Source organism: Pseudarthrobacter sp. B907, assembly GCF_040137805.1.
Classification (GTDB): domain Bacteria; phylum Actinomycetota; class Actinomycetes; order Actinomycetales; family Micrococcaceae; genus Arthrobacter.
Genome location: NZ_JBEEQE010000006.1, coordinates 131,134 through 152,424 on the forward strand (window position 1 = coordinate 131,134; position 21,291 = coordinate 152,424).

The following is a 21,291-nucleotide window of genomic DNA, read 5'->3' on the forward strand; positions in this document are numbered from 1 at the left end:
ATGACCAACCTCAATGCCATCGACCCCGCAGCGGTCGCCGACGAAGCAAAAATCGAGAACAACGACGTCGTCATCGCCAAGTCCTCGATCATCCTGCGCCGTTTCCTGCGCAACAAAACAGCCGTGGCCGGACTGGTGATCTTCCTGGCCCTGGCCCTGTTCTCCTTTGTCGGCGGCTTCTTCAACAGCTGGGACAAGGAGACGATCGACCCGTTTAACATCGGCATGCCGCCGTCGTCCGAGCACCTGCTCGGCACCTCCCAGGCCGGAATCGACCTCTACGCCCTGACCGTGGAGGGGACCCGGATCTCGATCCTGATCGGCCTCGTTGTCGGACTCGTCTCGGTCCTGATCGCCGCCGTCTACGGCTGCACCATGGCCTACTTCGGCGGGAAGGTGGACAAGGTCATGCTGTTCATCCTCGAAGCGCTGATCATGATGCCTGCGCTGCTGGTGGTGGCCGTCGCGACGAGCGGCGGGGGCAACGGACTGCAGCAGACGCTGCCCAGCTGGCTCCTGCTGATCATCGTCCTGCTGGTCTTCAGCTGGATGGGCACTGCGCGCCTCATCCGCTCGCTCTCGATGTCCCTCATGACGCGGGACTTCGTCAAGGCGGCCCAGTACATGGGGATCCCGCCGCGGCGCATCGTCTGGCGGCACCTGGTCCCGAACATCGGCTCGCTGCTGGTCCTGGACATCACCCGCGGCGTCACCGGCGCCATCCTGGCCGAGGTGGCGTTCTCCTTCATCGGCATCGGCATCAAGGTCCCGGACGTCAGCCTGGGTGTGCTGATCGGCCAGGCCACTTCCCAGGTCTCCACCTTCCCGTGGATGTTCTGGGTCCCGCTGACCGTGATGTTCCTGCTCACCGGTTCACTCGCCATGATGAACGACGGCCTGCGTGACGCGTTCGATCCCAGCTCCAGCTCCGTAGGCAGCGCCAAGAAGAAAAAGAAGACGGTATGAGCCACGAAATGACCGCCAGCGGATCCGCCGACCTCTCCACCGCCGAGCGCCTGCATGTCGCCGGGCTGCACCCCGCCAACCGGCACAACACGGACGCCGTGCTGTCCGTCCGCGACCTGAACGTCCGGTTCAACACGGAGAACGGGGTGGTGCACGCGGTCCGCGGCATCGACTTCGACCTGCGCGCCGGCAAGACGCTGGGCATCGTGGGCGAGTCGGGCTCCGGAAAATCCGTCACCTCGATGGCCATCATGGGCCTGCTGCCCCCGACGGCGGAGATCACCGGATCGGTCCGGCTCCAGGGCAAGGAACTGCTGGGACTCAGCGACAAGGCCATGTGCCAGTTCCGCGGCAACGACATCGCCATGGTCTTCCAGGACCCGCTGTCCTCGCTGACCCCGGTCTATACGGTCGGCACCCAGATCATCGAGGCCCTCACGGTCCACAACCCCGCCATGAGCAGGCAGGCCAAGGAAGCGCGCGCCGTCGAACTGCTCGGCATGGTCGGCATCCCCAGCCCGAAGGACCGGCTGAAGGCCTTCCCGCACGAGTTCTCCGGCGGCATGCGCCAGCGCGTGATGATCGCCATCGCCATCGCCAACAATCCGCGCGTGCTGATCGCCGACGAACCGACGACGGCGCTGGATGTCACCATCCAGGCGCAGGTCCTCGAAGTGCTGCACACCGCGCAGGAGGAAACCGGCGCCGCCGTCGTGATGATCACCCACGACCTGGGCGTGGTGGCCGGCATGGCCGACGACATCATGGTGATGTACGCCGGCAAGCCGGTGGAGACCGGCAGTGTCGACGACATCTACTACAACCCGAGGATGCCCTACACGATCGGCCTGCTCGGCGCGGTGCCGCGCGTCGACGTGGCAGAGAAAACGTCCCTCGTGCCGATCGAGGGCATTCCGCCGAACCTCATCCACACCCCCACCGGCTGCTCCTTCGCTCCGCGCTGCCCGCTGGTGAGCGAGGCCTGCCTGCAGGGCGAGCCGGAGTTGTGGCCGGTCGCCGGCGGGAATGCGGGCGGCGACTCGACGCACCGGGCGGCCTGCATCAAGACCGACTCCCTGGGCGAGGACGTGGACGCCCGCGAGGTGTTCAAGGCACCCGCCGTGCCGGTGTCGCGCTTTGACGCGATCCCCCGGGCGGACCGCCACAGCGTGCTGGAACTCCGGGAGGTCAAGAAGCACTTCCCGCTGCTGAAGGGTGCCCTGATCAAACGCCGCATCGGCACCGTCAAGGCGGTGGACGGGCTGAGCTTCGACATCCGCGAGGGCGAGTGCTTCTCGATCGTCGGCGAATCCGGCTGCGGCAAAACCACCACCCTGCTGGAAATCATGGAGTTCCACAAGGACCAGGACGGCGAGGTGGTCATTGGCGGCCTCAGCAACAAGCAGGCCTCCGACGCGAAGACCAAGAGCGCCATGCGCAAGGAACTCCAGATGGTGTTCCAGGACCCCACCGGCGCCCTGGACCCGCGGTTCACCGTCTTCGAAGTGCTCGCCGAGCCGCTCGAGAACGCGGGCATGGCCAAACCCCAGATCCGGAAACGGATCATGGAGCTGATGGAACTGGTAGGTCTCCAGCCGGACCACGTCAACCGGTTCCCGAACCAGTTCTCCGGCGGCCAGCGGCAGCGCATCGGCATTGCCCGGGCCCTCGCCGTGAACCCCAAGCTGGTGGTCCTCGACGAGCCGGTCTCCGCCCTCGACGTCTCCGTCCAGGCCGGCGTGATCAACCTGCTGGATTCGCTCCGCGCGGAACTTGGGCTCAGCTACCTGATGGTGGCCCACGACCTCTCCGTGGTACGGCACATCTCCAACCGCGTAGCCGTGATGTACCTGGGCAAAATCGTCGAGATCGGCGACGTCGACAGCGTCTTCGACAATCCGCGCCACCCCTACACCCGGGCACTGCTCTCCGCGATCCCGGTCCCGGACCCCGTCCTGGAACGCACCCGCGAACGCATCATTCTCCAAGGCGACCTGCCCTCGCCGCTGGAAGCACCCAAGGGCTGCAACTTCGCCACACGCTGCCCGGTCTTCGCGGCCCTGCCGGCGGCGAAGCAGGAGAAGTGCCTGACCCTGGAGCCCGCGCTGGAAACGGCCAAGGCTCCTTCCCCGGCCGCTGCCGCGGCCCCCACAGACCAGCAATTCGCCTGTTTCTACCCGGACGGCGAACTGGACGCGGACATGCTCGTTGTCCACGAAACCACCTGATTTACGCACCCGCATCAACTCGCACCAAAATAAGAAAAAAGGGGAACACATGAAGAATCTGACCAAGATCGGCGGCGTTACCGCCGTCGTGGCAGCGCTTGCGCTCACCGCTTGCGGCGGTGGCGGCGGCGCGGCAAAGGGGCCCGAGGCCGCCAAGGGCCAGGAAGCCGGCAGCGACCTGGCCAAGCTCGTCAGCATCAACGCCAAGGACGCCAAGGACCTGCAGCCGGGCGGCACCGTCACCCTGCCGCTGGGCAACCTCGGGCCGGACTTCAACGGGTTCTCCAACAACGGCAACAGCGCGGACAACACCGCCCTGCACCGCCCGATCGACCAGGCCGGCACCTGGGGCTGCTGGAACTTCGACTTCGACGGCACCGCCTCGCCGAACAAGGATTTCTGCGAAGACGTCAAGAGCGAGGTCAAGGACGGCAAGCAGACCATCACCATCAAGGTGAACCCGAAGGCCACCTACAACGACGGCACGCCGATCGACGTCAAGACGTTCGAAAACACCTGGAACATGCTCAAGGGCACCAACAAGGACATCGACATCGTCAGCTCCGGCGCGTACGAGTTCGTTGACTCCGTCAAGGCCGGCTCCAGCGCCAAGGAAGTCATCGTCACCACCACCCAGCCGGTCTACCCGCTGGACTCCCTCTTCACCGGCTTTGTGCACCCGGCCGTGAACACCCCGGCGATCTTCAACGACGGCTTCACCGGCGAGATGCACCCGGAGTGGATGGCCGGTCCGTTCAAGGTCGACAAGTACGACAGCGCCGCCAAGACGGTCACCCTCGCCCAGAACGACAAGTGGTGGGGCAACAAGCCGGTCCTGGAAAAGGTCGTCTTCCGCCAGCTGGAGAGCAGCGCCGCAATCGCCGCCTTCAAGAACGGTGAAATCGACGGTGTTTCCGCGAACACCATCACCCCGTACAAGCAGCTCGGCGGCACCAAGAACTCCGAGATCCGCCGTGGCCAGCGCCTCTTCGCCGGTGGCCTGAACCTCAACGCGCAGAAGGCCCCGCTGACCGACGTCGCCATCCGCAAGGCGATCTTCACCGCCGTCGACCGCCAGGCGCTGCGCAAGGTCCGCTTCAACGGCCTGAACTGGGAAGAAGAGAGCTCCGGCTCGATGATGCTCCTGCCGTTCTCCAAGTACTACCAGGACAACTACCCGGTCAAGGAATCCGGCGCCGACGCAGCCAAGAAGGTCCTGACGGACGCCGGCTACAAGGCCAACGCCGCAGGCATCATGGAAAAGGCCGGCGTTCCCGCCGCCTTCAAGATCAGCAACTTCGGTGACGACCCCACCACGCTGGCCTTCGCACAGACCCTGCAGAACCAGCTCAAGGCGGCCGGCATGGACGTCGGCATCGACCAGCGCGCTTCCGCGGACTTCGGCAAGGTTGTGGGCAGCCGCGACTTCTTCCTGAGCATCTCCGGCTACACCGTTGGCTCGGATGCAACCGACGCCGTCAAGCAGTTCTACGACTCCAAGACCAACGCGAACAAGCTCGGCGACGCCGAGCTCGACGCTGCTATCCAGAAGCTCTCCACGATCCCGGACAACGCCGAGCGCAACAAGGCGGCCATGGACGTTGAGAAGAAGCACATGGAGAAGTACTTCTCCATGGGTGTTGTGATGAACGGCCCGCAGATCTCCTTCGTCCGCACCGGCCTGGCCAACTACGGCCCGTCCCTGTTCAAGAGCCTGTCCCAGGTTCCGGACTGGACCACCATCGGCTGGGAAAAGAAGTAACTCTTTCCTCCCTTCCGACGCTCCCTCAGCTATAGCGGCTTTTCGGGCGGCGCTTCCTCACTTCGTGGGGGAGCGTCGCCTGACTTGTTGTCAGAGCTGCGGGAGCGTCGTGCGGGGCCGGAGTAGCGTGGAACCATGCCCGCCGACTCCACCGCCCCCGTCCGCACCGCCCCCATCCGTACCGGCATCGCCGGCTTCGGCCTGTCCGGCAGCGTCTTCCACGCGCCGCTGATCGCGGCCAACCCCGCCTACTCGCTGGACGCCATCGCCACCTCCGACGCCGGCCGGAAGGCTGCCGCCACCGCAAGTCACCCCGCGGCCGGCATCGTCGACACCCCGGCCGATCTCCTCGCCCGCGCCGGCGCGCTGGACCTGCTGGTGCTGGGGACCCCGCCGGCCACCCACTATCCGCTCGCCAAGGCGGCGCTGGAAGCCGGCCTCGACGTCGTCGTCGACAAGCCCTTCACGGTGCACAGCGCCGAGGGCGAGGAACTCATCAACCTCGCCGCGCGGCTCGGCCGGGTCCTGACCGTGTTCCAGAACCGGCGCTGGGACGGCGACTTCCTGACTGTGCGCGGCCTGCTGGAGCGCGGCCTCCTGGGCACCGTCACGCGCTTCGAATCACGCTTCGAACGCTGGTCCCCGGAGGTTACGAAGGCCTGGAAAGCCGCCGCCACGGCGGACGACGGCGGCGGGGTGCTGTTCGACCTCGGCACGCACCTGCTGGACCAGGCCGTGCAACTCTTTGGCCCCGCCGCCGTGACGCACGCGGAGCTGGCGGCCCGCCGGCCCGGGGAACGGGCGGACGACGACGTCTTTGTGGCCCTGCGGCACGATTCCGGGGCCACCAGCCACCTCTGGATGAACCTGCTCTGCGCCCAGCAGGGCCCGCGGTACCGCGTGCTGGGCAGCGACGGCGGCTTCACCAAGCACGGCGTCGACCCGCAGGAGCCTTATCTCGCCGCCGGTGGGAGCCCGCTCGACGCCGACTACGGCGTGGAGGCTCGGGGGTGGGCCGGCCAGCTGGGCCGCGACGGCCACCTGGACCGCCTGCCCACCGAACGCGGCGCCTACCCGGCGTTCTACCGGATCCTGGCGGACAAGATCACCGACGGCGGGGCCGCCTCGGGTCTCCCGCTCCCCGTCGATCCGGAGGACGCCGTCGAGGTCCTGAAGCTGATCGAGCGGGTGCGGACCCTCGTCTGACCGGCTTTTCGCTGGCTCGTTTACCCTCAGGGCTTCACAACTGTAACTTGCGTCACTATGGTCGAAGCCGTGGGCCTTCACCAGACTTGGTCGGGTGAACCCCGGAAGCGGCCTTCGGCAACGACGCCCTCGGCCGATTGGAGAGCGAACCCAGCGCAGCCGGCCGCTACCGTGTCCCGCTGCCCTGGCAGAAATGGAGCAGCACGATGCAAAAACTCAAAAGGCTCATTGCACCGCTGAGCACAGTCGGCCTCGCAGTGGGCTTGTTGGCCGGTGCGGCCAATCCTGCCGCCTCAGCGGAGACCGCGGCCGGCCCCATGCAGAACTACGTTGTTCTGTACACGGCCAACGGGGTCTCGGATGCCTCGCTGAAGTCCGTCGCTGCGGCCGGCGGAACCGTAGTCCAGAGCTACCCGGAAATCGGCGTGGCGATCGTAAAGTCGGACCGCGCCGGCTTCGGCCCGGCCCTGAAGGCCCGTGACAGTTCGGTCCAGGGCGCGGCCTCCACGACCGCCCTCGGGGTCGCCGCCGGCGAGGGCGCCGCGGAGGATGCCGACGCCCAGGCGCCCGTCGCTCCGGGAACCCCGGCCCCCGGAGGCGACAGCCTGTCGGGCCTGCAGTGGGACATGGACCAGATCCAGGCGCCCGCGGCCCGTGCCCTCAACGGCGGCAGCACGTCCGTGGTGGTCGGCGACATCGACACCGGCCTCGACTACACGCACCCGGACCTGGCCGCCAATGTCGACTTCGGCAAGAGCGTCTCCTGCGTCGGCGGGGTGCCCAACCAGTCCCCGTCCGCCTGGATGGACGACCATGGCCACGGCACGCACACCGCGGGCACCATCGCGGCCGCCAAGAACGGCATCGGCATGGTGGGAGTGGCGCCGAACGTGAAGATCGCCGGGATCAAGGCCAGCACCGCGGACGGCTTCTTCTACCCCGAGGCCATCGTCTGCTCCTTCATGTGGGCGGCCGCCAAGGGCATCCAGGTCACCAACAACAGCTACTTCGCGGATCCGTACCTCTTCAACTGCAAGAACGACCCCGAGCAGCGCGCCATCTGGGAGGCCGAACGCCGGGCCATCCGCTTCGCCCAGCAGAGCGGCACCACGGTGGTTGCCGCCCAGGGCAACTTCTCGGACGACCTTGCCCACCCCACGCGCGATGTCATGAGCCCGGACAACGCCGCGCCCGTCTCGCGTGAGATCACCAACGCCTGCGCCGTAGTGCCGGTGGAGGTTTCCGGGGTGATCGGTGTAACGGCCAACGGCAACAAGGGCTTCAAGTCCTACTACTCCAGCTACGGCGTGGGCAGCGCCGACGTCGTGGCTCCCGGCGGGGACCGCCGCCTGCAAGTGACACCGGCGGCCGTCAACGGCCGTGTGCTGTCCACCTGGCCGTCGTCCAAGCCGTGCTCCGCAGCGCTCAAGGTGGTCGAGGCCGGTGCGGTGTACTGCTACCTGCAGGGCACCTCGATGGCCTCCCCCCACGTCGCGGGCATTGCGGCCCTGGTGGTCAGCAGCGGCGTCACCACCCCGGGCGCCGTGGCCGCGCGGATCAGCGGCACCGCCGACGGCATGGCCTGCCCGGACACCGCCATGTATGCCCCGTTCCCCTCGCAGTCCAACGGCGCACCGCAGGTCTGCCAGGGCGGCACGGGCGGCAACGGCTTCTACGGCAAGGGCCAGGTGAACGCCCTCCGCGCGATCGGGGGCTGACCGGGAATTAAACAGCAAGCGACTGTTCCAATGGAACAGTCGCTTGCTGTGTCCGGCTGGGCCGGGACCGGTGAGGCTTACGCGGAGACGAGCTCGTGCCAGTCGGCGACGAGGGGCAGGTTGTGCGCCTCGGAGACCGAACGGTGCGCCACCTTGCCGCCGGCGATGTTCAGGCCGGCGGCGAGGGCGGCGTCGCGCTCGAACGCGGCCTTGACGCCCAGGTTCGCCAGCGAGACGGCGTAGCGCAGGGTGACGTTGGTCAGCGCGTAGGTGGACGTGTTCGGCACGGCACCGGGCATGTTGGCCACGCAGTAGAAGATCGTGTTGTGGACCTTGTAGGTCGGCTCCTGGTGCGTGGTCGGGTGGGTGTCCTCGAAGCAGCCGCCCTGGTCCACCGCGATGTCCACCAGCACGGAGCCGGGCTTCATCCGGGACACGAGCTCGTTGGTGACGAGCTTGGGGGCCTTGGCGCCGGGGATCAGCACGGAACCGATCACGAGGTCGGCGTCGACGACGGACTTCTCGATCTCGTAGGCGTTGGACGCGACGGTCTTCAGGCGGCCCTGGTACAGGGCATCCAGTTCGCGCAGGCGGTTGATGTTGATGTCCAGGATGGTGACGTCCGCACCGAGGCCCAGGGCCATCGCGGCGGCGTTGGTACCGGCCACGCCGGCGCCCAGGACAACCACCTTGGCCGGGCGGACACCCGGAACGCCGCCGAGCAGCACACCCTTGCCGCCGGCCGGAGCCATCAGCGAGGTGGCGCCGACCTGGACCGACAGGCGGCCGGCAACCTCGGACATCGGGGCCAGCAGCGGCAGCGAGCGGCCCTCCTGCACGGTCTCGTAGGCGATGGCCGTGACACCGGAGTTGATGAGCTGCTGGGTCAGTTCCGGCTCGGCCGCCAGGTGCAGGTAGGTGAAGAGGACCAGGCCCTTGCGGAAGCGGTGGTATTCGGCCTTGACCGGCTCCTTGACCTTCATAACCATGTCAGCGCGGGCCCACACGTCGTCGGCCTCGGTGACGATCTCGGCGCCGGCAATGGCGTATTCCTCGTCGGTGATGCCGGAGCCCAGGCCTGCGCCGCGCTCAACCAGCACGGTGTGGCCGTGGTGGCGGAATTCATGCACCCCGGCGGCCGTGATGGCCACGCGGAATTCGTTGTTCTTGATTTCTTTGGGGACACCGATGATCATTTGTGGGCTCCAATGGTGGCGGCTTTGTGGGCCGGGATGTACGGGGGAAGTCGTGATTCCAGAATAGGACCGGCTGTGAGGCAGGCGACAGTGCCTCCGGAACCGTCCGCGGCGCCGCCCCCGTCATTCCGCGGTTCTGGAAAAAACTGGCTCGACATTTGTCGATTCCCCGAGCGTCAGGTGTCGCCTGCTGTCCGCCGCCGCGCCGCTCGTGGGCGGACCCGGCGGGGCAGTAAGGTGGCAGCATGCAGCAGCAGGACGCGGAGCAGCTCGTGGAGAGCGTGGCGCAGCGGCTGGGGCGCGGGCTCTCGCTCGAAGACCTCGACGGCGTCCTGCTCGCCTACAGCTCCAACCAGTCCCAGGCGGACCGGGTCCGGGTCAATTTCCTGCTCAGCAAACGTGTTGCAGTGGACGTCAGCGCCTGGCAGCTCTCGCACGGGATCGCGACGGCGGTGCGCCCGGTGGTGGTGCCGGCCAACGAGGAACTGGGCATGCTGGGCCGCGTGTGCGTCCCGCTGCTGGTCCGCGGGTTCCGGGTGGGGTACCTCTGGGTCCAGCTCGACGCCGAGGAACCCACCGCAGGCGCCGTCCTGGCCCGGCTCCCGGAGGTGGCGCCCGAGCTCGAGCAGCTCTCGGCCCTGCTGCTGGACTCCAACACCGCCGAATCCGAGTTCCGCCGCCGCCGCGAACAGGAGTTCCTGGCCGCCTGCCGGGGCGAGGTGAACGCCGTCGCCGCCGTCGCGGGCTGGAAGGAAGTCCAGGGCCGCGGGCCGTGGCAGCTGGTGACCGTTCTCGACGCCGACGGCTGGGCCGAGGGATCGGACCCCATCGCCTCCACCCTGATCCACCGCTCCGCCGCGCTGCAGGCCACCATCGGGGTGGACGCCGCCCTCTTCAGCGCCGGGACCGAGACGCACGCCGTCGTCTTGTTCAAGGAGTCCTCCGGCCGCGCGGCCCACGCCCAGGTCCTGGTCCACTACCAGCTGGAACTGTCCAAGCGTGCCGGGCGCCCGGTCCGCCGGATCATCCTCGGCACCTCAGAAGGTTTCTCCCGGCCGCGCGAACTCGCCGAGGCCTACCGCCAGTCCCGCCAGGCGGCGCAGGCCGCCGCGGTGGACCCCCAGCTTGGGGAGCTTGTGGACTGCCGGGCCACCGGCCTCTACCAGCTGCTGGCCTCGGCCGGCGGCGGGGCCGGCGCCTGGGCGGACGCCGGCTCGGTGTATTTCAGGATGCTCGAGGACCACGACCGCAACGGGGAGCTGCTGCCGGTGCTGGAACTCTTCTACGACAACGACAGCTCGGTCCAGGAAGTGGCGGCCAAGCTGCACCTGCACCGGAGCAGCGTTTACAACCGGCTGGGCCGGATCCGGCAGGTGCTCGGCGTCGATCCGCTCAAGGGGATGGTCCGGCTGGAACTGCATGCGGCGCTCAAGGCGCGGCGCTGGGCCGACCGGCCGAGGATCTGACGTGCCGGGTGCCTAGTGGTCATCCCGGAGGGCGGGATCCTGCGCCGGCTCCCGCACTGTGTCTCGCTGTGCCTCTCGCGCTGTGTCCCGCTGTGCCTCTCGCGCTGTTTCCCGCCTGCGGCGAGTTATCCGGCTGTCGGTCCACAGGGCGACGGCGACGAACGCGACGCAGCTGGCCATAAAAGCCGCCGTGTAGTTCAGCCCCATCACGGTTCCGAGGATGCCGGTGAGCACCATGGCGGCGATGCCGGCCAGGATGTGCCACCCTCTGAACTTACCCACAATTCAAGCGTAACCCCGGCCTCTGCCGCGTTTCCGCGCGGGGCCGGGATCGTTGTTTGATCCTTATCACGCCGTCATGCAACATCCGCGCCGCCGTCATCTTTGCTCCCGGAAGAGTCCCCGCCGCCGGCCGGCTGGGCCGCCTTTTCCGCCGCCGTGTTCTTCTTCTGCGTCTCAAGCCACGCCATGATGTCGGCCAGCCGGATCCGCCGGTGCGTTCCGCGGTACTCCACCGGAATCTCGCCGCGGTCCGTCATGTTGCGCAGGTAGGTGTGCGAGATCCCCGCCAGCTCCGCGGCCTTCGAAGTGGTCAGCATCTCTTCCACGCTGCTGACCGTAACCGACTCGCCCCGGCTGAAGCGGCCCAGCAGGTCCACGACGGCGTCCCTCGCCGCCGGCGGCACGCGGTGCACGGTGCCGTCGACGAACACGGTGATGTCGCTGCTGCCGTTGAGCGCGTACCGGAGTTTCTGTGCATCCTCGGCCGGGAGCCCGGCCGTCACCCGGGGCGCAATCAGTGTCATGGAGTGCATCCTAGCGCCCCGGGCCGGGGCTCACACGCCCGTTACAGGCCGAGGTCTTCGAGCACCGGCAGCTTGGCCCGGACCCAGGCCCGCGCCTCGGTGGCACTCGGGGCGGACAGGGCCAGCCGTGCCAGCTCCTGCGCCTCGGCCAGGGTGACCGTCTTCAGCACCGCGGCCACGGCGGCGATGGAACGCGCCGTCATGGACAAGGTGGTGACGCCCAGGCCGGTCAGCACGACGGCGAGGGCCGGATCCGCTGCGGCCTCGCCGCAGACCCCCACCGGCTTGCCGTGCCCTTCCGCGGCCGAACCCTCAACCGTGAGGCCCACGAGCCGGAGTACGGCCGGCTGCCACGGGGTGTTCAGCGCCGCGAGCGGGCCGAGCTGCCGGTCCGCGGCCATCGCGTACTGGGTGAGGTCGTTGGTGCCCAGGCTCGCGAAGGCCACTTCCCGGAGGATGGCCTCGGCGGTGAGCGCCGCGGACGGGACCTCCACCATCACGCCGGGCGTCTTGATCCCGGCCTCGGCGCATAGCGTCGCGAACCGTGCGGCTTCCTCCGCCGTCGAAATCATTGGCGCCATCACCCAGACGTCCGCCTCGGAGTCCTGCTCCGCCCGGGCGATGGCCTGCAGCTGGCGTTCCAGCACCCCCGGCGTGGTGAAGTCGGTGCGGTAGCCGCGGACGCCGAGCGCGGGGTTCGGCTCGGTGGCGTCGGTGAGGAACGGCAGCGGCTTGTCCGCGCCGGCGTCGAGCGTGCGGAGCACCACCTTTTTGCCGGGGAAAGCGTCGAAGACGCCCTTGTACGCGGCGGCCTGCTCGTCCACGGAGGGTTCGGTGTCCCGTTCCAGGAAGCAGAATTCGGTGCGGAACAGGCCAACACCCTGGGCGTTGAGCCCGGCGGCGGCCACGGCGTCCTTGGCCCCGCCGACGTTGGCCAGGAGCGGCACGAGGTGGCCGTCCGCCGTCGTGCCGGTGCCGTCAAAGTCCGCCAGCAGCGACGCGGTGGCGGCCCAGTGCTCCGCGGCGGCGCGCTGCGCGTCCTCCGGTTCCGCCGTGATGGTACCGGCGGCGCCGTCGACATAGACCTCGGTGCCGTCCGGCAGGGAGTCGACCCCCGCGGCGGCGACGACGGCGGGCAGGCCGAGGGACCGGGCGATGATCGCGGTGTGGGACTGCGGTCCGCCGCCGGCGGTAAGCAGTGCCAGCACCTTCGCCGGATCGAGCGTGGCCGTGTCCGCCGGGGCGAGGTCCTCGGCAATCAGGATGAACGGCGTCGCGGGGGACGGGATGCCCGGGGCGGGCACACCGCGCAGCGCGGCCACAATCCGCGCCCGGACGTCCAGGACGTCGGTGGCGCGCTCGGCCATGTAACCGCCCAGGTTGTGCAGCATCTCCGACACCGACGCGCCGGCCTCCCAGATGGCCCGCTGGTTGGAGGTCCCCCGGCCGATCAGCTTGGCGGCCGACTTCAGCAGCATGGTGTCCGTGGCCATCAGCGCCGTGGCCTCCAGCACGGCCTTGCCGTCGCCGCTGACCGTCTCGGACCGGGCCTTGAGTTCGTCGTGCACGGACTTCGCCGCCGCCTTCAGCGCCGCCGTCGCGTCCTCGGCGGAGACGCCGGCCGGCAGCTGCTCGCCCGCCGGGGGCTCGCTGACCGGCTTCGGCATCTGACGGATGGTGCCGATGATCCGGCCGGGGCTGACGCCTACTCCTTGGAAGTTCTGCACTGAAAGTCCTCGTTCTCTGCGGTGAGCCAGTAAAGAAAGTGTATGTGATGCACTTCATATAGCGTTGCTATAGGTGCTAGGGTAGCGGTTATGAGTATCGATGGCCAGCTACCGCCCAAGATCCGGCTGCTCCGCGCAGCGGCGGGATTGCTGGCCAAATCCGGAGGCGCCGCGGTCTCCACCCGCCAGATCACGCAGCTGGCGGGGGTCACCGCGCCCACCCTGTACCACCACTTCGGGGACAAGGAAGGGCTGTTCGACGCCGTCGTCGCCGCCGGCTTTGAGGAATACGTCGCCGGCGAACGCGACTTCGCCCCGTCCGGGGAGCCGCTGGAGGACATCCGGCGCATGTGGGACCAGCATGTGCAGTTCGGGCTCAAGCAGCCGGAGCTGTACCTCGTGATGTTCGGCAATATCCGTCCCGAGAGCCGTCCCGCCGTCGTCGCCGACGCCGAGGCGCTGATGGAGGAAATGCTGAACAAGGCGGCCGTCGCCGGCCAGCTGGCCGTCCCGCCCAAGGAGGCGGCCCGGAGTATCCTGGCCGCCAACGTGGGCGTGACGCTCATGCTCATCACGGAAAAGGCGCCGGAGCGCAACCTCGAGCTCTCCAGCATGACCCGGGACGCGATGATCTTTGCCGTCTCCACGGAGCAGGCAAGGCAGGCCGGGCCGGGAGACTCCGGGAAGTCCCCGGTGGTGGTCGCGGCGATCGCCCTGAACGCGGCGCTGCAGGCCTCGCACTCGGACCAGCTCTCCAGCTCCGAACTCAAGCTCTTCCTCGAATGGCTTCATCGGATCTCCACCAGTTCCACCAGCTAGCTCGACGAAATATCGGACAATCCTGCGGTGCAGCAGGGATCACGGTTAGGAAATCACATGGCAACAGAGACAGTGGCGAAACCCCGGAGCAGCGTGCGGGTCGGCGTACAGAAATTTGGCACGTTCCTCTCCGGAATGATCATGCCCAACATCGGGGCCTTCATTGCCTGGGGCATCATCACGGCCTTCTTCATCCCGGCGGGCTTCACCCCTAACACGGACCTGGCCAAGCTGGTCGGGCCGATGATCACCTACCTGCTGCCGCTGCTGATCGGCTACACCGGCGGGCGCATGGTTTACGGGGTGCGCGGCGGCGTCGTCGGCGCGGCCGCGACGATGGGTGTGATCGTCGGAACGGACATCCCGATGTTCATCGGCGCCATGATCATGGGCCCGCTGACGGCCTGGATCATGAAGAAGATCGAAAGCCTTTGGGAGAACAAGGTCAAGCCCGGCTTTGAGATGCTGATCGACAACTTCACCGCCGGCATCGTCGCCGCCGTGATGGCCATCTTCGGCATGCTGGTGATTGGCCCGGTGGTGAAGGCCTTCAGCAACGGCGCCAGCGCCGTCGTCGAGTTCCTCGTCAACAACGGACTGCTGCCGTTCACCAGCGTCTTCATCGAGCCCGCGAAGGTCCTGTTCCTGAACAATGCCGTCAACCACGGAATCCTGACCCCGCTCGGCACCGAGCAGGCCCTTGCCCAGGGCAAGTCCATCCTGTTCCTGCTCGAGGCCAACCCCGGCCCGGGCGTCGGCATCCTGCTCGCCTACATGATCTTCGGCAAGGGCATGGCCAAGGCCTCGGCCCCCGGCGCCGCGCTGATCCAGTTCGTCGGCGGCATCCACGAAATCTACTTCCCGTTCGTGCTGATGAAGCCGATCATCATCCTCGCCGCGATCGGCGGCGGCATGACCGGCATCTTCACCCTGGTGCTCACCGGCGCCGGCCTGCGTTCGCCGGCCGCCCCGGGCAGCATCATCGCGGTCTTCGCCGCGACGCCGGCGGACAGCTTCCTCGGGGTGGCACTGTCCGTGCTGCTGGCCGCTACCGTGTCCTTCCTGATTGCCTCGGTGATCCTCAAGGCCAGCAAGGACGTCGAGGGTGACGAGCTCGGTGCCGCCACCACCCGGATGGAAGCCATGAAGGGCAAAAAGAGCTCCGTTTCCTCCGCGCTGGCTGGAGCCGGTGCGGGCGGCGTCGCGGTCCTGGCCGGACCGGTTAAGAACATCGTCTTCGCCTGCGACGCCGGGATGGGATCCTCCGCGATGGGCGCCTCGGTGCTGCGGAACAAGATCAAGGCCGCCGGCTACCCGGACGTCAAGGTCACCAACTCCGCGATCGCGAACCTCAGCGACACCTACGACGTCGTCATCACGCACCAGGACCTGACCGAACGGGCCAAGCCCGCGACCTCCAGCGCCGTGCACGTGTCGGTGGACAACTTCATGAACTCGCCGAAGTACGACGAGATCGTGGAACTGGTCAAAAGCAGCAACGCGCCGGCGGATGCGTCCGGCGCGGTGGCGGGCGGTGCCGTGGCCGGCGCCGGCACAGCCGCCGCCGCGGAAACCGAAGCAGGCCCGTCCGGCATCCTGGTGGCCGACAGTGTGGTCCTCAGCGGCACCGCCACCACCCGCGACGCCGCGATCGACGAGGCCGGCCGGCTGCTGCTGGACCGCGGCGCCGTCGACGCCGGCTACCTGGACGCCATGCATGAGCGCGAGGAATCCGTCTCCACCTACATGGGCAGCTTTCTCGCGATCCCGCACGGCACCAACGCCGCCAAGGACCACATCATGAAGTCCGCGGTGTCGGTGGTCCGCTACCCGAACGGCATCGACTGGAACGGCAAGGAGGTCAAGTTCGTCGTCGGCGTCGCCGGCATCAACAACGAGCACCTCCAGATCCTGTCCTCGATCGCCAAGGTCTTCACCAACAAGGCCCAGGTCGCGCAGCTGGAGGCGGCCACCACCGTCGACGAAGTGCTCGACCTGTTCGGAAGGGTCAATTCCTAGTGAAGGCTGTTCATTTCGGAGCCGGCAACATCGGCCGCGGATTTGTCGGGCTGCTGCTGCACGAGGCCGGGTACGAGGTGGTGTTCGCGGACGTCGCGGACGCCCTCATCACCGCACTCGCCGCGGCGGACAGCTACCAGGTGCACGAGGTGGGGGACAGCCCCGCCGTGCGCACCGTGGACAACTTCCGTGCGCTGAACTCCGGCACGCAGGAAGCCGACGTCGTCGCGGAAATCGCGACGGCGGACCTCGTCACCACCGCCGTGGGCCCGCACATCCTGAAGTTCGTGGCGCCCGTGATCGCCAAGGGGATCGCGGCCAGGGCGGCGGGGCTGGCGCCGCTGCAGGTGATGGCGTGCGAGAACGCCATCAACGCGACCGACATCCTGAAGTCCGAAATCGCCGCGCAGTGGGACCCGGCGGCCGGGTCCCTGGAGGACGCCGCCGTATTCGCCAACACGGCGGTGGACCGGATCGTGCCCAACCAGGAGGCCGGGCAGGGCCTGGACGTCACGGTGGAGACCTTCTACGAGTGGGTGATCGACCGGACGCCGTTCGCGGGCAAGGAGCCGGTCATTCCGGGGGCGACCTTCGTGGACGACCTGGCGCCCTACATCGAGCGGAAGCTCTTCACGGTCAACACCGGGCACGCCTCGGCCGCCTACTTCGGGTTCGAGGCCGGGCTGGGCAAGATCTCCGAGGCGATGGCGGACCAGGACGTCGCCGCGGACGTGCGCGCCGTGCTGGATGAGACCAAGGAGCTCCTGGTGGCCAAGCACGGCTTCAACCGCGAGGAGCAGGAAGCCTACGTGCAGAAAATCCTCGGCCGCTTCTCCAACCCGCACCTCCCGGACACCGTGAACCGGGTGGGGCGGGCACCGCTGCGCAAGCTCAGCCGGCACGAACGCTTCATCGGCCCCGCCGCTGAGCTGGCCGAGCGCGGGATCGTGCCTGAGGCGCTGCTCGGCGCGATCGCCGCCGCGCTGCGCTTCAACGACCCGGCCGACGCCGAGGCCGTGGAGCTGGCCCAGCTCCTGAACTCCGCCACCCCGGAGGACGCCACCACGCGGATCACCGGCCTGGACGCGCAGCACCCGCTGTTCCCGGCCGTCCGTGCCCTCGTCGAGGAGGCCAAGGCCGCCGTCTAGCCGGACGCTCCCTCACGTTTCGCACGATTCCGATCGACCCTCCCGCACCTTTGGTGGGTTTCTGACTGACACTCCCTCACGTTGGGTGCGGTTGGGGCTGACGCTCCCTCACTTTTGACGGAAAATCGACGGGCCTTCCCTCACATCATGTGAGGGAAGGCCCGTCGTTTAAGCCCCGGATCTGAGGGAGGGTCGCTTCTAGACGCGCCGGATCTGAGGGAGCGTCGCTTCTAGACGCGCCGGATCTGCGGGAGCGTCGGGAGCCGGCGGCGGCCGTTTCGGCGTCGGCCATTGCCTTCCATTCGGCCACCCGGGCCTGGTGCAGCGGCGTGCGGCGGACGACGGCGAACGCCGCGGCCAGGACCGCGAACCAGAGCGGCGTGACCAGCAGGGCGACGAGGGTGTCCGGCTGCGTGGTCAGGGCCCAGATAAGGAACGCGAAGAACGCGAACACGACCCAGACCATCGGGACACCGCCGGGCATCTTGAACGTCGACGCCGCGTGCAGCTCCGGCCGGCGCTTCCGGAACACCAGGTAGCTGGCCAGGATGATGCTCCAGACGAACATAAAGCAGACGGCGGAGACGGTGGTGACCATGTCGAACGCCACGCCCACGTCCTTGCCCGCGTAGAGCAGGGCGACGCCGGCGAGCAGCAGCACGCAGGACAGGAACAGGGCGTTCTGCGGGACCTTGCGGCTGGAGAGGCGGCCGAAGAGCTTGGGGGCGTCGCCGTCGTTGGCCAGGCCGTAGACCATCCGGGAGGTGGAGTAGATGCCGGAGTTGGCCGAGGACATGGCGGAGGTCAGGACGACGAGGTTCACGACGGTGGCGGCCATGCCGAGGCCGGCGAGGGAGAACATGGCGATGAACGGGCTTTGGCCGGCCTTGAAGCCGGTCCACGGGGTCACCGACATCAGGATGATGAGGGCGCCGACGTAGAAGAGCATGACGCGCAGCGGGATGGCGTTGATGGCGCGCGGTAGGTTGTGCTCCGGGTTCTTGGTCTCGGCCGCAGCGGTTCCCACGAGCTCGATGCCCACGAACGCGAAGACGGCGATCTGGAACCCGGCCACGAAGCCCATGAACTCCTTGGGGAACAGGCCGCCGTGGCTCCACAGGTTGCTGAAGCTCGCGGCGCCGGCGTTGGACTGGAAGCCGGTGAAGATCATGACCAGGCCCACCGCGATGAGCGCCACGATCGCCACGATCTTGATCAGCGCGAACCAGAATTCGGTCTCGCCGAAAGCCTTGACAGTGGGCAGGTTCAGCAGCAGCAGGATGATGATGGTCGCGATGCCCGGGACCCAGAGCTGGATGCCGGGCCAGAGCTCCTCGGCGTAGCCCGCGATCGCGATCACGTCCGCCACGCCCGTGACCACCCAGCAGAACCAGTAGGTCCAGCCGGTGAAGAAGCCGGCCCAGGGGCCCAGCAGGTCGCCGGCGAAGTCGCTGAAGGACTTGTAGCTCAGGTTGGAGAGCAGCAGCTGGCCCATGGCGCGCATGACGAAGAACAGCATGAAGCCGATGATCATGTACACGAAGATCACGGAGGGACCGGCGACTGAAATGGTCTTGCCGGAGCCCATAAAGAGGCCGGTGCCGATGGCGCCGCCGATGGCCAGCAGCTGGATGTGCCGGTTGCTCAACGAGCGTGCAAGGTGGGGCTCGGTGTCCCGGCTGGAGGCAGTTCTCTGCTCCGCGGTTGTCTGTTGGGGCATGTCAACAATCCTTTGGGTGGTCCGCCGAAGGTGACGGCGGTTACAAATCAGCCTTTCCAAAGTACAGGTTTGGAAATCGTGGTGCGCTATCGAACGTTCTCCGCAGCGTCATGGCAGGCTGGTCGGATGACTTCCACTTCGGCTGGCCAGAACGCACTGCTAACATTCGGCGTCGACGGCGGGACGTTCCGCCTCCGCCGCGCGGTTCGGGCGGACCTGCCAGCCATTCTGCTGCTGCTCGCCGACGACCAGCTGGGCTCCGCGCGGGAGGATGCGGCGGATCTGACCCCCTATGAAGCGGCTTTCGAGGCGATCGACGCCGACCCGGCCCACCTGCTGCTGGCAGGGGAGCTGGCGCCGGCGGACGGGTCCGGACCCCGTGTGGTGGCGACGTTCCAGCTCAGCTTCCTGCCGGGCCTGTCCCGGCGCGGTACGTGGCGGGCGCAGCTGGAGGCCGTCCGGGTTGCCGGCGAGCTGCGCGGCCAGGGGGTCGGCGCCGCCATGGTGGAGTGGGCTCTTGGGGAGTCGCGGCGCCGGGGCTGTTCGCTGGTGCAGCTCACCACGGACAAATCGAGGACGGCGGCGCACCGCTTTTACGAGCGGCTGGGGTTCGTGGCGAGCCATGAGGGCATGAAGCTCCTGCTGTAGCTCCCGCACCACCGGCTTCATTGACTCTTAGGGCGCCTAACTGTTAGGCTTCCTAACTATGAATGAAAAACCGTTGCCCGACGCCGGCTTGCTCGCCCTCGCCGGCGATTTCCGCGAGGCCCTGCGCCACAGCATCTACCTGGTCCGGCGACTCGACGCCGACGGCGAACTCAGCGCCGCGCAGCTGAGCACGCTCAAGATGCTGCTCGACGCCGCCGACCAGGGCGGCGTGCGGGTGGGGGAGATTGCCCGCAACCTCGGCGTCAAGGTGCCGAGCGCCACCGAGCAGATCATCAAGCTCGAACGCGCCGGGCTGGTCCGCCGGGACGCCGATCCGGCCGACTCCCGGGCCGTCCGGGTCAAGCTGACCCGCGAGGGTCACGCCGCCGTCGACTCCGCGAACGAGCGCCGCAACGCGGTTATGGCGGGCATTCTCGGTTCCCTTACCGCGGCCGAACGGGAGGCCCTGGCGGCCGCCATCCCGGTGATCGGCAGGATCAACGCGTCCCTGCAGCCCTGACGGCAGCCCCCCCGGCCCGCAGGGCACCACAGCAGACCAAACCAACGACATTAGGAGCGCCCTCCATGGACGGCCAGCTCACGGCGCCAGCGCCGGAAGCAACATCAACCCTCGAGGCCGAAAAAGCCTCACTGCTTAAGCAGCCCAAGGCGGTCTGGGCCACGGCCCTCGCGGCGGTGTTCGCCTTTATGGGGATCGGGCTGGTGGACCCCATCCTGCCCGCCATCGCCAAGAACCTCGACGCCACCCCCAGCGAAGTATCCCTGCTTTTCACCAGCTACTTCCTGGTCACCGCCGTCGCCATGCTGATCACCGGGTTCGTCTCCTCCCGGATCGGCGGCAAGCGGACCCTGCTGGCCGGCCTTGCCATCATCGTGGTGTTCGCGTCGCTCTCCGGCTTCTCCGGGAGCGTGAGCGAGCTGGTCGGCTTCCGCGCCGGCTGGGGCCTCGGCAACGCGCTGTTCGTGGCCACCGCACTGGCCGTGATCGTCGGCGTCGCCAGCGGCGGCGCCGGGACCGCCATCATCCTGTACGAGGCCGCGCTGGGCCTGGGCATTTCGCTCGGCCCGCTGCTGGGCGCCCTGCTCGGCGGCTGGCAGTGGCGCGCCCCGTTCTTCGGCACCGCGGTCCTGATGGCCTCGGCCTTCATCGCCCTGATCGCACTGCTGCCCAAGATCCCGCTGCCCGCGCGCAAGGTCCGGCTCCGGGACCCGCTGCTGGCCCTGGGCCACAAGGGGCTGCGGACGACGGCGGCCAGCGGGCTGTTCTACAACTACGGCTTCTTCACCATCCTGGCCTTCACCCCGTTCATCCTGGGCATGGATGCGTACGGGATCGGCGCCGTGTTCTTCGGCTGGGGCGTCGCCGTCGCCGTCTTCTCGGTCTTCGTGGCCCCGGTACTGCAACGGCGCTTCGGCGCGGTCCGGGCGCTGGGCGGGACCCTGGCGCTGCTGCTGCTGGACCTCGCCGGCCTCGGCCTGGCGGCGGGGCACTCGGTTCCCGCCGTCGTCGTCCTGGTGGTGGCCTCCGGCGCGCTGCTGGGGATCAACAACACGATCTACACCGAGCTGGCCATGGGCGTCTCGGATTCGCCGCGGCCGGTCGCGTCCGCCGGCTACAACTTCGTGCGCTGGATGGGCGGCGCGCTGGCCCCGTTCGCCGCGGCGCAGCTGGGCGAGCACTTCGGGCCGCAGGTTCCGTTCTTCGCCGCGGCCGTGGCGATGGGGCTGGCGATCGCGGTGGTCCTCGGCGGCCGCCGCTACCTGGCCGCGCACGAGCCGCAGCTCGTGTAGGCCGCGCCCAGGACTCAAACAAGTGAGGCCCATGTTCCCGCGGGAACATG

Annotated in this window: 17 protein-coding genes; 12 read left to right on the plus strand and 5 right to left on the minus strand. The window is 68.1% G+C overall.

Features of this window, described 5'->3' with window-relative positions:
* The 5 genes from ABLI39_RS07335 (at position 1) to ABLI39_RS07355 (ending at position 7,880) form a co-directional block, all read left to right on the plus strand.
* Positions 1 to 966: an ABC transporter permease gene (locus ABLI39_RS07335; RefSeq protein ID WP_349412786.1), complete on the plus strand. Its 966-nt coding sequence runs from the start codon at positions 1 to 3 to the stop codon at positions 964 to 966.
* Positions 963 to 3,194, plus strand: coding sequence for an ABC transporter ATP-binding protein (locus tag ABLI39_RS07340; RefSeq protein ID WP_349412787.1), 2,232 nt, complete (start codon positions 963 to 965; stop codon positions 3,192 to 3,194). Before ABLI39_RS07335 ends, ABLI39_RS07340 begins: the two co-directional genes overlap by 4 nt.
* Positions 3,195 to 3,243: 49 nt before the next feature.
* Positions 3,244 to 4,956, plus strand: coding sequence for an ABC transporter family substrate-binding protein (locus ABLI39_RS07345; RefSeq protein WP_349412788.1), 1,713 nt, complete (start codon positions 3,244 to 3,246; stop codon positions 4,954 to 4,956).
* Between the two features lie 135 nt (positions 4,957 to 5,091).
* On the plus strand, positions 5,092 to 6,162 hold the full coding sequence (locus tag ABLI39_RS07350) for a Gfo/Idh/MocA family protein (protein WP_349412789.1): 1,071 nt from the start codon (positions 5,092 to 5,094) through the stop codon (positions 6,160 to 6,162).
* A 206-nt stretch (positions 6,163 to 6,368) separates the two neighbouring features.
* The gene (locus tag ABLI39_RS07355) at positions 6,369 to 7,880 is read left to right on the plus strand and encodes a S8 family serine peptidase (RefSeq protein ID WP_349412790.1); all 1,512 of its coding nucleotides are present in this window, start codon (positions 6,369 to 6,371) and stop codon (positions 7,878 to 7,880) included.
* 77 nt (positions 7,881 to 7,957) lie between these two features.
* Here ABLI39_RS07355 and ald read toward each other — a convergent pair whose 3' ends face one another.
* Complete coding sequence (gene ald, locus ABLI39_RS07360) at positions 7,958 to 9,076, minus strand: alanine dehydrogenase (protein WP_349412791.1); 1,119 nt, start codon at positions 9,074 to 9,076, stop codon at positions 7,958 to 7,960.
* A 245-nt stretch (positions 9,077 to 9,321) separates the two neighbouring features.
* Here ald and ABLI39_RS07365 point away from each other — a divergent pair, with 245 nt between their 5' ends.
* Positions 9,322 to 10,542 carry a PucR family transcriptional regulator gene (locus ABLI39_RS07365; RefSeq protein WP_349412792.1) on the plus strand — a complete coding sequence of 407 codons (1,221 nt, stop codon included), beginning with the start codon at positions 9,322 to 9,324 and terminating at the stop codon, positions 10,540 to 10,542.
* A gap of 12 nt (positions 10,543 to 10,554) precedes the next feature.
* On the opposite strand, the gene ABLI39_RS07370 is transcribed toward ABLI39_RS07365, so the two are convergent.
* From ABLI39_RS07370 to ptsP, 3 genes are all read right to left on the minus strand, one after another.
* Positions 10,555 to 10,824, minus strand: a complete 270-nt coding sequence (locus ABLI39_RS07370; protein WP_349412793.1) for a hypothetical protein — start codon at positions 10,822 to 10,824, stop codon at positions 10,555 to 10,557.
* A 74-nt stretch (positions 10,825 to 10,898) separates the two neighbouring features.
* Positions 10,899 to 11,348, minus strand: a complete 450-nt coding sequence (locus ABLI39_RS07375) for a helix-turn-helix domain-containing protein (RefSeq protein WP_349412794.1) — start codon at positions 11,346 to 11,348, stop codon at positions 10,899 to 10,901.
* Between the two features lie 41 nt (positions 11,349 to 11,389).
* A complete protein-coding gene (gene ptsP / locus ABLI39_RS07380) occupies positions 11,390 to 13,075 on the minus strand; it encodes a phosphoenolpyruvate--protein phosphotransferase (RefSeq protein ID WP_349412795.1) in 1,686 nt (561 codons plus the stop codon).
* A gap of 90 nt (positions 13,076 to 13,165) precedes the next feature.
* Here ptsP and ABLI39_RS07385 point away from each other — a divergent pair, with 90 nt between their 5' ends.
* Genes ABLI39_RS07385 through ABLI39_RS07395 form a run of 3 tightly spaced genes read left to right on the plus strand, consistent with a single transcriptional unit; the run spans position 13,166 to position 17,061 of the window.
* Complete coding sequence (locus ABLI39_RS07385; protein WP_349412796.1) at positions 13,166 to 13,894, plus strand: TetR/AcrR family transcriptional regulator; 729 nt, start codon at positions 13,166 to 13,168, stop codon at positions 13,892 to 13,894.
* Between the two features lie 57 nt (positions 13,895 to 13,951).
* On the plus strand, positions 13,952 to 15,913 hold the full coding sequence (locus ABLI39_RS07390; protein ID WP_349412797.1) for a PTS mannitol transporter subunit IICBA: 1,962 nt from the start codon (positions 13,952 to 13,954) through the stop codon (positions 15,911 to 15,913).
* Entirely contained in the window at positions 15,913 to 17,061 is a 1,149-nt protein-coding gene (locus tag ABLI39_RS07395) for a mannitol-1-phosphate 5-dehydrogenase (RefSeq protein ID WP_349412798.1), read from the plus strand. The genes ABLI39_RS07390 and ABLI39_RS07395 overlap by 1 nt, the downstream gene beginning before the upstream one ends.
* Positions 17,062 to 17,206: 145 nt before the next feature.
* Here the strand turns inward: ABLI39_RS07395 and ABLI39_RS07400 are convergent, their stop codons facing one another.
* On the minus strand, positions 17,207 to 18,781 hold the full coding sequence (locus ABLI39_RS07400) for an amino acid permease (protein ID WP_349412799.1): 1,575 nt from the start codon (positions 18,779 to 18,781) through the stop codon (positions 17,207 to 17,209).
* Between the two features lie 126 nt (positions 18,782 to 18,907).
* On the opposite strand from ABLI39_RS07400, the gene ABLI39_RS07405 reads away from it, so the two are divergent.
* The 3 genes from ABLI39_RS07405 (at position 18,908) to ABLI39_RS07415 (ending at position 21,241) form a co-directional block, all read left to right on the plus strand.
* Positions 18,908 to 19,429 (plus strand): GNAT family N-acetyltransferase, encoded by a 522-nt coding sequence (locus ABLI39_RS07405; protein ID WP_349412800.1) that lies wholly within the window; start codon positions 18,908 to 18,910, stop codon positions 19,427 to 19,429.
* A gap of 58 nt (positions 19,430 to 19,487) precedes the next feature.
* Positions 19,488 to 19,949, plus strand: coding sequence for a MarR family winged helix-turn-helix transcriptional regulator (locus ABLI39_RS07410; protein ID WP_349412801.1), 462 nt, complete (start codon positions 19,488 to 19,490; stop codon positions 19,947 to 19,949).
* A 65-nt stretch (positions 19,950 to 20,014) separates the two neighbouring features.
* Positions 20,015 to 21,241, plus strand: coding sequence for an MFS transporter (locus tag ABLI39_RS07415; protein ID WP_349412802.1), 1,227 nt, complete (start codon positions 20,015 to 20,017; stop codon positions 21,239 to 21,241).
* Positions 21,242 to 21,291 lie beyond the last annotated feature (50 nt).

What these genes read in the sequence shown, in the direction of transcription:
- ABLI39_RS07335 (WP_349412786.1), top strand. Translation starts at nt 1, where the DNA reads ATGACCAACCTCAATGCCATCGACCCCGCAGCGGTCGCCGACGAAGCA.
- ABLI39_RS07340 (WP_349412787.1), top strand. Translation starts at nt 963, where the DNA reads ATGAGCCACGAAATGACCGCCAGCGGATCCGCCGACCTCTCCACCGCC.
- ABLI39_RS07345 (WP_349412788.1), top strand. Translation starts at nt 3,244, where the DNA reads ATGAAGAATCTGACCAAGATCGGCGGCGTTACCGCCGTCGTGGCAGCG.
- ABLI39_RS07350 (WP_349412789.1), top strand. Translation starts at nt 5,092, where the DNA reads ATGCCCGCCGACTCCACCGCCCCCGTCCGCACCGCCCCCATCCGTACC.
- ABLI39_RS07355 (WP_349412790.1), top strand. Translation starts at nt 6,369, where the DNA reads ATGCAAAAACTCAAAAGGCTCATTGCACCGCTGAGCACAGTCGGCCTC.
- ald (WP_349412791.1), bottom strand. Translation starts at nt 9,076, where the DNA reads ATGATCATCGGTGTCCCCAAAGAAATCAAGAACAACGAATTCCGCGTG.
- ABLI39_RS07365 (WP_349412792.1), top strand. Translation starts at nt 9,322, where the DNA reads ATGCAGCAGCAGGACGCGGAGCAGCTCGTGGAGAGCGTGGCGCAGCGG.
- ABLI39_RS07375 (WP_349412794.1), bottom strand. Translation starts at nt 11,348, where the DNA reads ATGACACTGATTGCGCCCCGGGTGACGGCCGGGCTCCCGGCCGAGGAT.
- ABLI39_RS07385 (WP_349412796.1), top strand. Translation starts at nt 13,166, where the DNA reads ATGAGTATCGATGGCCAGCTACCGCCCAAGATCCGGCTGCTCCGCGCA.
- ABLI39_RS07390 (WP_349412797.1), top strand. Translation starts at nt 13,952, where the DNA reads ATGGCAACAGAGACAGTGGCGAAACCCCGGAGCAGCGTGCGGGTCGGC.
- ABLI39_RS07400 (WP_349412799.1), bottom strand. Translation starts at nt 18,781, where the DNA reads ATGCCCCAACAGACAACCGCGGAGCAGAGAACTGCCTCCAGCCGGGAC.
- ABLI39_RS07405 (WP_349412800.1), top strand. Translation starts at nt 18,908, where the DNA reads ATGACTTCCACTTCGGCTGGCCAGAACGCACTGCTAACATTCGGCGTC.
- ABLI39_RS07410 (WP_349412801.1), top strand. Translation starts at nt 19,488, where the DNA reads ATGAATGAAAAACCGTTGCCCGACGCCGGCTTGCTCGCCCTCGCCGGC.
- ABLI39_RS07415 (WP_349412802.1), top strand. Translation starts at nt 20,015, where the DNA reads ATGGACGGCCAGCTCACGGCGCCAGCGCCGGAAGCAACATCAACCCTC.